Origin of the sequence: uncultured Brachyspira sp. (genome assembly GCF_944390595.1) — a bacterium.
Classification (GTDB): Bacteria; Spirochaetota; Brachyspiria; order Brachyspirales; family Brachyspiraceae; genus Brachyspira.
Genome location: NZ_CALXRN010000084.1, coordinates 1 through 11,582 on the forward strand (window position 1 = coordinate 1; position 11,582 = coordinate 11,582).

Sequence of the window (11,582 nt, forward strand, 5' to 3'; positions counted from 1 at the left end):
AAATAAAGTTATTATTTAATTATATATCTCATTTTTTAATATAAAAACAAAAGTTCATAATTAGTATATTATAATTTTTCACACCATATCAATTATACACCATCCGTTATAGTTAACATAACAATAATTATTGGAATAATAAATTATAGATTTTGTAATATATCAATATTAATTAGCAAAATAATATGCATCCTCGCAGAATGAAACTATTGCACAAGTGCTAAGTTCCGGACACATCATATAGCTTTCTGTAAGTGTAACATTAAATTCTTCTGGTTTTAATTTATCAAATATGATTCTGTTTCCATACATATTTTTAAGAGCCTTATAACCGAAAGAATATCTGCATCCTACATGCTTTCTCTTACCATTATTTTTTAAATTTAGTAAATTGTCCATATGGCTTTGGAGTATATCAACATAGTTTTCTATAATATGTATTCCCACAGCATTATAAAAATAATAATCTTTATAATCATCATTGTCATATAAACCTTTCAAAAAGTCGGCAAATTTCGTTCCAAGACTTACAAGAGTGAAGCCTATAGTATCTTCTTCCTTATCAAAAAAATCAACTATAGAATTATAAGGTTCATTTTCCATACGCTCCAAAGGAATTTCTATCTTTTCATTTTTTATTTCATTAGTATTAAAATCAACATCATATATATATAATTTATCATTCTCTGTAATAGTTTTATAAAATCCATAAATCATTACAGGCTCCATTAAATTATTTTCTATAATATTCTTTTTCATTTCTTCGTATTTAGGTTCAACTTTTGTTTTAATCATTTCATTATATTTTTCCATGTCCTGATTTTTAGTTGAATATCCAAATCCGGCTCTGAAAAGTCTAACTTTGTTAATCATATCAAAAGCTTCTTTTTCTATTTCTTTATTAAACTCAAAAACTTTCCTTCCATAAAATGGAGGTTTATTTATATAATGTTCATGATTTTTATGATTTATTTCCGGCATATTCATTCCTTTATTATTGTTATCTTAGAACACTCAAATAGTTTTAAGCAGACAAATTTAGTTGAAGGCTAGTTCTAACCGTTATACAGCTTCAACTCAATTTTGCTTAGATAATAATAATTATTATTTTTCTTTATCTCTATCCGCTATTATCTCTTTTATTGCTAAAATATCATCGAATCCATCTTTACAATAGAAAATTTTACCGCTATCTCCATAAACTTTTTTACAATCGTTTTCTACAAATTCTTTTGTTAAGGCAGCTCCTCCCAAAAGAATAGGTATTTTTAATCCTTTATCTCTGATATAAGCTAGATTTTCTTTCATAACCTCAGTAGATTTTACTAAAAGTCCTGACATTCCTATACAGTCTGCATTATGCTCATGATATGCTTCCAAAAATTTTTCTATAGGAACTTTGGTGCCAATATTAACAGTTTCAAATCCATTATTTTTTATGATGATTTCAACTAAATTTTTACCAACATCATGCACATCTCCTGCTACAGTACCAAGTATTATTTTAGCTGTTTTTTCCTGCTTCTTTTTCTCTAAAAATTCAGATAAGAAATCAACGCTCTTTTTCATTACTTCAGCAGAACCAAGTACAAATGGAAGCTGTATAGTACCTTCACCAAATTTAACTCCTATATCAGCCATTGTTGGAAGAAGGATTTCATCAATTATAGCTTGTGCAAATTTCTTTTCTCCGCCAAACTCCTCGCTATTTTCTTTTACCTCATTAAGCAAGTTTTGCATATCTTTCCATTCACCGTCAAGCATAGCATCTCTTATGGCTTCTCTTATAGGTTTTTTAACATTTTCTTCTTGATTTAATTCTTTCTTTTCTTTTTTATCAGAGAAATGATTTATATAATTTATAAGAGGTTCTTTGCTATTGTTTTTATTATATATTAATTCCCTTGCAAGCTCTATTTCCTTTTCATCTATTTTTGAAAGCGGAATTATTTGGGCTACATTAACAATAGCTGTTGTAAGTCCATGATTAATAGCTTCATATAAAAATACTGAATTCATTATTTTTCTTGCTTCTTCTTTAAGTCCGAAAGATATATTTGATACACCTAAACTTATAGATGCTTCGGGATATTTATTTGATAATTCTTTTATAGCATTTAAAGTTTCAACTCCTGCCATAAAACTGTTTTCATCGCCGCTTGCAAGTGTAAATGTTAAAGGATCAAATATTATATCATGCGGAAGTATTTTATGAATATTGACAGCTCTTTCATACATACGAGTACACATTCTTAATTTATCTTCGCATGTTAATGCCATAGCTTTTTCATCTATTGTAAGAAGCATTACAGAAGCACCATATTTTTTAGCTAATGAACATATAGCATCAAATTTTTCTTCTCCCTGCTCCATATTAGCAGAATTTATTATAGGTTTTCCGCCATACACTTTTAAAGCAGCTTCTATAACATTAGGTTTTATTGCATCAATAACTAAAGGCAAAGAAATCTGTTTAACATAAGCAGAAATAATCTTAGTAATATCTTCTATCTCATCTCTTCCAGCCCAAGCAGCATTAACATCTATTGCATGACTTCCTGCTTTTACCTGCTTTATACCAACATCAAGCATACCGTCCATGTCTCCCGCAATCATAAGTTCTCTAAATATTTTACTTCCTGTAGCATTGCTTCTTTCACCAATCATTAAAGGTGCAGGTTCTTGTTTAATACTAACAACATTGAATAAACTAGCTATATAAGGTCTTGGTTTTTCTAATGCAGTTTTTTTAGGTATAACCCCTTTAACCTTTTTTGCCAATGCTTCTATATGCAGCGGGGTAGTGCCGCAGCATCCTCCTATAAATGCAAGTCCATTCAAATTAAAAAACTCACTATTAATATTAGCAAACTCATCAGTCGTCATACTATAATATGCTTTTCCGCCTCTATTCTCTGGGAGTCCAGCATTACTATGTATTGATATTGGAATACATGATATTTCTGAAAGTCTTTTTATATGACGCATAGCCATATCAGGACCAGTTCCGCAGTTCATACCTATAGAAAATATATCTAAATTTGAAAGTATTGTATAGGCTGTTTCAATATCTGTACCTAGAAGCATAGTGCCTTCTTTTTCTATAGTTACAGATACCATTATAGGAATTTCTTTATTTAATTTTGCTGCTGTATCATTAACTGCAAGTATCGCTGCCTTTAATTGCAAAACATCCTGAGCAGTTTCAAGAAGTATTATATCAACTCCTCCGTCTATTAAACCTCTTGCAGCTTCTGTATAACCATTGTACATTTCATCAAAACCAATTTGTCCTAAACTTGGGAGTTTCACTCCAGGTCCTAAACTGCCTGCAATAAATATATCTCTATTTAAATCACCTTTTGAATTAGGATTTTTTAAATATTCATCTCTTGCTTCGTTAGCTATTAATGCAGCACTTTTTGCTAATTCATAAGCTTTATCAGCAATGTCATATTCGCTTAAAACCCAAGGTATAGCCCCAAAACTATTAGTCTTTGTTATATTAGCATTAGCATTCAAATAATCTATATGTATTTCTTTCATTATATATGGAGCTGTTATATTCAGTATTTCATTACAGCCTTCTATATTATTTCCATTTATAATCCAAGATTCTTTTTTAATTTCTTTCTTTTGAAGTTCTGTACCTGTAGCACCATCTATTATTAAATATTGTTTTTCTATTAATTCTCTCAATCTATTTTTTATATTATTCATGATATCCCCTAACTTTTTTACATATTTACTATTCTAATATAAAAATACAAATATAACAAGTTTATTAAAAAATTATAAAAAATCAAAAAATTTTAATAATAAATAAAAAATATATTAATAACTGTTGACAAAAAAACAATTACAGTATACTTTTAATGCCTATTTTTATTATTCAATCAATAACTATTATAAAGAAATAATAGTTATTGATTCCCATTGATTTTATTCAATTTTTTATTTATAAATAATATTGACAAAAAAAATAGCTATAGTATACTTATTTTATGTATAAAATAATCGACAATCGACAATCGACAATCGACAATCGACAATCGACAATCGACAATCGACAATCGACAATCGACAATAATTTAAAATTTTTCAATATATTTTTTCTTAATATTAATTTTTACACCTGTAAAATATCTTATTTTTATAATAAATTCATGTCCCGTATTGTAGAACATTTTTCTAAAGCAAAAATCACTAAAACCCTAATTTCATTTGTTTTAGAAATTCCTGACAAATAATCTATAATACGGGGCGTCTTAAATAACTTGACATATTAATGAATATAATATATATTTATTATCGACTGACTAGGTTAGTCAATAAATTAATGATAATAAGAATGAACAAAAACATAAATATACCAGAAGATAAAAGAGAAGCTATAATAAATGCATCTATAAATGAATTTTCAAAGCATGAATACAAACATGCAATATTAGAAAATATTGCTAACAATGCCAATATATCAAAATCTTTGCTTCTATATCATTTTAAAAGTAAAAAAAATTTATATGCATATATTTATGATTATGTTTGTCAATATTTAGAAAGCATAGTTGAAGATTCAGATTTTTATAAAATAACAGATTTTTTTGAACTTATGGAATATTCTTTTTATAAAAAATTAGAAATGATGGAAAATTACCCAAATATATTTGACTTCCTATTAAAAGGATATTTCGATGAAAATGAAGATGTCAAAGAAATTGTAAATAAATATAGAGATAAAAAACAGATAGATATAACTAATTATTTCAAAAATATTGATGCTTCCAAGTTTAAATATGATATTAATATGCAAGACATTATACAAATGATAACATATACATCAGAAGGTTATTTACAAAGCAGAAAAAATATGAGTGTCAAAATAGATAAAGAAGATATGATAAAGCAGTATTCTAAATGGATGAAAATGTTTAAGCAGATTTCATACAAAGAAGAATATTTATAAAAATGGAGAATTATTTTATGTCTGTAATTAGAGTAAATAATATTACCAAAGATTATGGAAAAAACAGAGGAGTATTTGATTTATCATTTGAAGTAAATAAAGGTGAAATATTTGGAATGCTTGGGCCCAATGGTGCTGGTAAAACTACAACTATAAGGCAGTTAATGGGATTTATAAAATCAGACAAAGGCAGTGCAAAAATATTGGATATGAACTGCTTTGAAAGAAGAGAAAATATACAATCAAAGTTAGGGTATTTACCTTCTGAGACATCATTTATGGATGAAATGAAATCTATAGATTTTATAAACTTCATTGCTGACATGAAAAAAATAAAAAACAAAAACAATATAAAAAATCTTATTGATATGTTTGAATTAAATGAAAATTCTAAAATAAAAAAATGTCTAAGGGAAATAAACAAAAAGTAGGTATAGTATGTGCTTTTATGAATGATCCTGATGTTATTATATTAGATGAGCCAACAAGCGGACTTGATCCTTTAATGCAAAAAAGATTTATCGATTTGATAATATCTGAAAAACACAAAGGAAAAACTATATTAATGTCATCTCATATATTTGAAGAAATAGAAAAGACATGCGACAGAACTGCTATATTAAAAAAAGGAAAACTAATAAGTATAGAAAATATATATGAACTAAAAACTAAAAAAAATAAAGTTTTTGAAATAGTATTTAAAACAGAAAATGATGCTGTAAAATTTAATACTGAATTCTCTTCAAAATATAATATAAAAACAGAGATAATAAATAATCAAAATAATTATATAGTAAAAACAGTTTTGTATAATGATATAAATATATTAATAAAAGAATTATCAAATTATGATATTTTAGATATAAAATCTGTAAATCAAACATTAGAAGAATTATTTATGCATTTTGACTATTAAGAAGTAAATGGAGGAATTTATGATTAACTTTACTTTGTTAAAAAAAGAATTTAAATCAAATATTAGTATATTAATAACATTTATGAGCATATTATCAATGTATGGAATTGTTATGATATCAATGTTTGATCCTAAACTTGGAGAAAGTTTAAAGCTAATGTCTGAAAATATGCCTGAAATGTTTGCTTTATTTGGAATGAATAATTTTTCTTCTAATTTAATGGATTTCCTTATCAATTATTTATACTCATTCCTTCTTATTGTACTTCCATTAGTTTTTATAATAATTCTAGTGCACAGACTCATTATAAAATATATTGATAGAGGAATAATAGTATATTTATTAGCAACTCCTAATTCAAGAATAAAAATAATATCAACTCAAATATTAAACGGCATATTGGAAATATTTTTATTAAATATATACATAACTATTTTATATATAATTGTAAGTGAAGCAATGTTTAAAGGAGAACTTGATATAATAAAACTTATAATAGTCAATATAGGACTTTTTAGTTTATGGTTTGCATTTTTAGGAATATGCTTTTTAAGTTCTGTAATTTTTAATTCTTCATCTGTTTCTTTATGGGCTGGTTCAGGTTTCTGTATTATTTCTATATTATTGCAAATGATATCAAGAGTAGGCGATAAAGCAGAAATATTTCAATATTTTAGTTTAATAACGTTATTCAGTCCTTCTAAATACAGTACAGATTTTAATTTGTTTTTACTAGGAACTATTTCCTTATTTGTAATAGGAATTATTACATACATAATAAAAATATTTATTTTCAATAAAAGAGATATATATGTATAAAATATTTTACATTAGAATGTAGTTTTTGTTATATTATAAGTATATTTTGGGAAGTAGTATAAATTTTAAAGAGGGTAAAAATGAAATCATTATTTTTAACGGCATTATGTACTTTATTAATTTTTGTTTCATGCAGTAATTCTAATAACGCTACACAAGAAGCATCAACTAACGCTAATACTGCAGAAGTTACTACATTACAGCTTAGCGAAAATGAAAAAGCTAACAATTATGAAGTTGTATATTTAGTGGCTGATACAGGAGAATATATTAATTCTGAAATAGCTCAAAATGAAAGCGGCAATTTCGGAGTAGTATATTACAGAGACATCAATCAAAATTTAAACACATTCAATATTACAAAAGCAGGGGAGCTTGATGAAGGAAGTATTTCAGCAACTTCTTATGACAATAAAACTTTAGAAGGAAATTTCCCAAGCACTGCATATCCTTTTATTGCAAAAATAGACGGCAAAGAAATGACTTTCAAAGCAGCAAAAACTCCTGTAACAGGTGCTAGAATAATTGAGTATGCTTATTCAAATGTTTCTCCTGAATCATCAACTAATGGTCAAAGATTCTTTCAATTCAAAACTGCAATATTTGCTTTAAACAATGACAGCAAATCTGCAAATATAGATAAAATTAATTTGGATATAAATAAAGATTTTGGAATAAATGATGCAAGCACTTTCAACGATTTAACAAAATTATTAACAGCTCAAAGTTTGATAAGCAATAAAATGACTCCTATATATGATGAGTGGGTAAAATCAGATTATATATCACATATAGAAAATTATTCTTCTCAATTTGGAATAGACTATTTAAGCGAAAAAGTTGTATCTATAAATAAAATGGTTTATGAATACACAGGAGGAGCTCATGGAAACTATGCTACAATAAACAGCGTATATTCATTAGAGACAGGAAATCAATTAAAAATAGCAGATTTAATAACAGATTTAAAAAATGCTGACTTAATTAAAATAATAGTAGATAAACTAGTAAAAATAGAAGGCAGAGATGCTAATTCTTACTTCGGATTAGATGAACTTTCATTAGAAAACAACAATTTCTATTTGACATCTAAAGGTTTAGTATTTACTTGGGGAATATACGAAATCGGACCTTATGCAATAGGCGAGACTAGAGTATTAATACCAACAGAAGAAATCAAACCTTATTTGAAAGACGAATACAAAACTATATTTGAATAATCAATATATTATATTTCTAAAAAGAGGATAATTATCAATTTAATTGTCCTCTTTATTTTTTATATAAAATTATTAAAAAATATTACTTTTTCTTATAAAAATACTTGATTTAAAATAAATAATGAAGTATTATAAATATATAAGCTAAAAGATACTTAAAAAGAAATATCTTTGAATATGTTTCGAGTTAGATTTCGGAGGTATTTATATGAGTATTTTTAATAGCTTAAAACTTAATTGGCATTTTATCAACAACTGCAATATGCATTGCAAGTTCTGTTATGCTTCAAAAGATTCATGCGATATAAATTTATTCAAAATAGCTGAACAACTTAAACCTTTTAAGTATATAAATTTAGTAGGCGGTGAGCCAACTATATACAAAAACTATATTCTTTTATTGCATCATCTAAAATCACAGGGTCATATATTAAGTATAGTAAGCAATGGATCAATGTTTTTAAAGGATAATTCTATACTAAAAGCAACTCTAGAATGTTGTGATGTTATTGGTTTAAGCATAGATTCACTAGACAAAGAAACTTGTATAAAAATTGGAAGAAGCGTAAAAAACAGCAAACCTATAACAAAAGAAGAATATCTATACTTAACTTCAAAAATTAAAGATAGTGGAAAAGAGTTAAAGATAAACACTGTAGTTAATAGATACAATTATAAAGAGAATTTAAATCCATTCATATCAAAAGCTCTTCCTAACAAATGGAAAATATTTCAGGTACTTCCTATAGAAAATCTTAATTCATGCCAAGAACTTTTAATAAGTGATAAAGAATTTAACTATTTCCTAAATACTCATGCAACAAACGAAAAAATAATGTATCCTGAAAACAATGATAATATGACTTCGTCTTACATAATGCTTGATGCTAAAGGCAGATTCTTTAACAACATTGATAATAAATATATTTACTCAAAAAGTTTATTTGATGATGATGTTAATTTAGAGGAAGAGTTTTTTAAAATGAATTATAGCATAGATAAATATAATTACAGATACAAAAAAGCTAATTAATAAAAATATAGCAATATAAATTTATAATTATAAAAGGAGAATTTTTATGTGTAAATTTAAACCTGATTATTATATAGAAAGCTATCATTTTAATGGATTTGGAAGAAAAGGCATCAAAATAAAAGTCAAAATGTGCATTATAAATTATAATTTAAAAATAAATCTAAATTATATACACCTAAACTTATATAGTTTATATTACAACAGCAGAAATATAAAAAACAACGTAGGAGAGTTTAAACCTTTATACAATTTATGTTTAAATAAAAAAACAAAAATAAGAACAGATTTGATAATGACTATATATTGGAAACATATAATTCTATTTCTCCCGGTATTATTAAATAAATATGTTACATTATTAATAAAAGGTAAAATATCGTACGATTCAATTCTAAAAAGTGGTGTAGACAACATAGAAGAAATAAAAACTGTATCATTAAATTCATTTAAATAACTTTATCATACTAAATTAAACATATTAGAAAACAATAATTTATAATAATATTTTAGAATATCAACAAAATAAACAAATATTATTAAAATACTAACACAAAATAATATCTGAATTAATAAATATATTATATCTCCAAGAATAGGATAATTAATTTAATTATCTCATTTTTTATTTAATTAATATATTATACTACAGATTAATCTTAATCATATATTCAAATAAAACTTAAAATGAAATTTTATAATATTAATTTAAAATATCATTAATTTTGTTTCTTATAGAATGTCTAACTTTTCTAAAAGGTATAGGATACACTATAATATCAACTATTTTATTAATGGCTTCTATAATTTTATTTCTTTCCATTTTTGAGGCATTATATGCAAATATATTCATATACTTAAAATAATTCTCTTTAAAAAACATAGTCTCAGAAAAATATTCCCAAAATTTATTATATCCATCATTTAATTCATAATTATGTTTTTTTGAAAGCGGTTTAAAATGCATAATTTTAATATCACGTTCATTAAAAGGTTGCTCCTCATCTCTCCACTCTAAGCATATATTAGCATTATAATCAATATATGCAATAAATTTTTTAAATACATATAAAAATATATGTTCCTCTGTAAATATTGTATTTTTATATTTATTAAAACATATATCAATATCTCTTTGGTAATTCTCTAATCCATACTTATCTCTTATAAGTTTTAAATTTATGAAAAATAAACCTGTACCAACATATTCTCTTTTCTCACATCCTATTTCATTCATCCAGTTAAAAAAAGGACTATTTTCAGAAATCCAACTTAAACATTTTTTATCACCTTGAATTGTTGCAATATAATAATCAGACATATCAATCTCATAGAATTTATTTAATTGTGTCAATACTATCATATCAGAATCTAAAAATAAAATATTATCCAAATCTTTAAATATAAAAGGAATATCTAATTTTGTTAATATACTGTAATGCCATTTCCACCATAAATGGGTTTCTTCTTTAAATTCTTTAGCCCATTTTTTATATTTTTCTATGTTAGGTGATATATAAAAAGATATTTCAAAATCCTTTATATTTTTTAAATCTATAAGTTTCTCTTTACTATCAGATTTAATACCTGTATCTATAACATGAAAATGAAATTTATCATCTTTACATGAATTTTTTAACACAGAAACAATTAATGTCGCCATATATTCCACATAATTATCATCAGATATTAAACATATATCCATTTTTTTCATAAGAGAAAACCCCATAGTAAAATTACTGTAAATAAAATATTATAAATAATATATTGAATTTTATTTATTTTCAACTATTTAGTATATAAAAAATTTAATAAATCATAATACAAAATTATTTAAATATACTTCCAAGTGTAGCCTTTTTTCATCTGCAAAATTTCTTCAACAGTACCTTTAGCAATGATTTCTCCTCCATTAGTTCCGCCTTCCAATCCTAAATCTATTATGTAGTCGGCAGCTTTTATAACATCAGGATTATGTTCTATTATTATAACGCTATGTCCTTTTTCTACTAATTTATTTAAAGCTATAAGAAGTTTATTAACATCATCAAAATGAAGACCTGTAGTAGGTTCATCTAATATGTAAACTATATGCTCATCGCCTTGTTTTTTAGCTAATTCTGTAGCAAGTTTCAAACGCTGCAATTCACCGCCTGAGAAAGTATCAAGCCTTTGAGAAAGTTTTATATAACCAAGTCCAACCTCGCTCATTATAGAAAGTGTTTTTGTGATTGATTTGTCAAAGTCGAAAAACTCTATTGCCTCATTAACTGTTAATTCTAATACTTCCGCTATGTTTAAAGATTTGAATCTTACGGATAAAGTTTCATCGTTATATCTTTTACCTCTGCAAGCCTCACAAACAATTTCCATGTCGGATAAGAAGTGCATTGCTATTTTTCTTATACCTTTACCTTCGCATATATTGCATCTTCCTTCTTTGCCGTTATATGAGAATCTTCCCGGAGCGAATGCCTTTGCTTTTGCTGTAGGAGTTTTTGCAAATATATTTCTTATTTTATCAAACACTTTACTATAACTTACTAATGTACTTCTAATAGAACCAACTATTGAAATCTGATCAACTAATATAGTATCCGAAACAATGCTAGGTATTTCAGCACTTT

Annotated in this window: 10 protein-coding genes and 1 pseudogene; 7 read left to right on the forward strand and 4 right to left on the reverse strand. The window is 25.5% G+C overall.

Annotated elements, in window-relative coordinates; translation table 11 throughout:
- Positions 1–168: 168 nt before the first annotated feature.
- Together Q0J90_RS04455 and Q0J90_RS04460 are read right to left on the reverse strand one after the other, a co-directional pair.
- Positions 169–981: a vitamin B12 dependent-methionine synthase activation domain-containing protein gene (locus Q0J90_RS04455; protein ID WP_297276762.1), complete on the reverse strand. Its 813-nt coding sequence runs from the start codon at positions 979–981 to the stop codon at positions 169–171.
- Positions 982–1,104: 123 nt separating this feature from the next.
- Entirely contained in the window at positions 1,105–3,720 is a 2,616-nt protein-coding gene (locus Q0J90_RS04460) for a homocysteine S-methyltransferase family protein (RefSeq protein WP_297276763.1), read from the reverse strand.
- Between the two features lie 631 nt (positions 3,721–4,351).
- On the opposite strand from Q0J90_RS04460, the gene Q0J90_RS04465 reads away from it, so the two are divergent.
- From Q0J90_RS04465 to Q0J90_RS04495, 7 genes are all read left to right on the forward strand, one after another.
- Positions 4,352–4,966: a TetR/AcrR family transcriptional regulator gene (locus tag Q0J90_RS04465; RefSeq protein WP_297276764.1), complete on the forward strand. Its 615-nt coding sequence runs from the start codon at positions 4,352–4,354 to the stop codon at positions 4,964–4,966.
- 17 nt (positions 4,967–4,983) lie between these two features.
- A complete protein-coding gene (locus tag Q0J90_RS04470) occupies positions 4,984–5,397 on the forward strand; it encodes an ATP-binding cassette domain-containing protein (RefSeq protein WP_297276765.1) in 414 nt (137 codons plus the stop codon).
- Entirely contained in the window at positions 5,370–5,882 is a 513-nt protein-coding gene (locus tag Q0J90_RS04475) for an AAA family ATPase (protein WP_297276766.1), read from the forward strand. The genes Q0J90_RS04470 and Q0J90_RS04475 overlap by 28 nt, the downstream gene beginning before the upstream one ends.
- A 19-nt stretch (positions 5,883–5,901) precedes the next feature.
- On the forward strand, positions 5,902–6,702 hold the full coding sequence (locus Q0J90_RS04480) for an ABC transporter permease (RefSeq protein WP_297276767.1): 801 nt from the start codon (positions 5,902–5,904) through the stop codon (positions 6,700–6,702).
- 80 nt (positions 6,703–6,782) lie between these two features.
- Positions 6,783–7,922: an RsiV family protein gene (locus Q0J90_RS04485; RefSeq protein ID WP_297276768.1), complete on the forward strand. Its 1,140-nt coding sequence runs from the start codon at positions 6,783–6,785 to the stop codon at positions 7,920–7,922.
- A 208-nt stretch (positions 7,923–8,130) separates the two neighbouring features.
- Complete coding sequence (locus Q0J90_RS04490) at positions 8,131–8,955, forward strand: viperin family antiviral radical SAM protein (RefSeq protein ID WP_297276769.1); 825 nt, start codon at positions 8,131–8,133, stop codon at positions 8,953–8,955.
- A gap of 46 nt (positions 8,956–9,001) precedes the next feature.
- Positions 9,002–9,412 (forward strand): hypothetical protein, encoded by a 411-nt coding sequence (locus tag Q0J90_RS04495; protein ID WP_297276770.1) that lies wholly within the window; start codon positions 9,002–9,004, stop codon positions 9,410–9,412.
- 246 nt (positions 9,413–9,658) lie between these two features.
- Here the strand turns inward: Q0J90_RS04495 and Q0J90_RS04500 are convergent, their stop codons facing one another.
- Both Q0J90_RS04500 and Q0J90_RS04505 read right to left on the reverse strand, forming a co-directional pair.
- Positions 9,659–10,669: a glycosyltransferase gene (locus tag Q0J90_RS04500; RefSeq protein WP_297276771.1), complete on the reverse strand. Its 1,011-nt coding sequence runs from the start codon at positions 10,667–10,669 to the stop codon at positions 9,659–9,661.
- Between the two features lie 119 nt (positions 10,670–10,788).
- A pseudogene (locus Q0J90_RS04505) lies at positions 10,789–11,582 on the reverse strand (excinuclease ABC subunit UvrA); the annotation flags it as partial.

Excerpts from the sequence above, each read along its gene's own strand:
- Q0J90_RS04475 (WP_297276766.1), top strand. The coding sequence starts at position 5,370 with ATGTCTAAGGGAAATAAACAAAAAGTAGGTATAGTATGTGCTTTTATG.
- Q0J90_RS04480 (WP_297276767.1), top strand. The coding sequence starts at position 5,902 with ATGATTAACTTTACTTTGTTAAAAAAAGAATTTAAATCAAATATTAGT.
- Q0J90_RS04460 (WP_297276763.1), bottom strand. The coding sequence starts at position 3,720 with ATGAATAATATAAAAAATAGATTGAGAGAATTAATAGAAAAACAATAT.
- Q0J90_RS04490 (WP_297276769.1), top strand. The coding sequence starts at position 8,131 with ATGAGTATTTTTAATAGCTTAAAACTTAATTGGCATTTTATCAACAAC.
- Q0J90_RS04500 (WP_297276771.1), bottom strand. The coding sequence starts at position 10,669 with ATGAAAAAAATGGATATATGTTTAATATCTGATGATAATTATGTGGAA.
- Q0J90_RS04495 (WP_297276770.1), top strand. The coding sequence starts at position 9,002 with ATGTGTAAATTTAAACCTGATTATTATATAGAAAGCTATCATTTTAAT.
- Q0J90_RS04465 (WP_297276764.1), top strand. The coding sequence starts at position 4,352 with ATGAACAAAAACATAAATATACCAGAAGATAAAAGAGAAGCTATAATA.
- Q0J90_RS04470 (WP_297276765.1), top strand. The coding sequence starts at position 4,984 with ATGTCTGTAATTAGAGTAAATAATATTACCAAAGATTATGGAAAAAAC.
- Q0J90_RS04455 (WP_297276762.1), bottom strand. The coding sequence starts at position 981 with ATGCCGGAAATAAATCATAAAAATCATGAACATTATATAAATAAACCT.
- Q0J90_RS04485 (WP_297276768.1), top strand. The coding sequence starts at position 6,783 with ATGAAATCATTATTTTTAACGGCATTATGTACTTTATTAATTTTTGTT.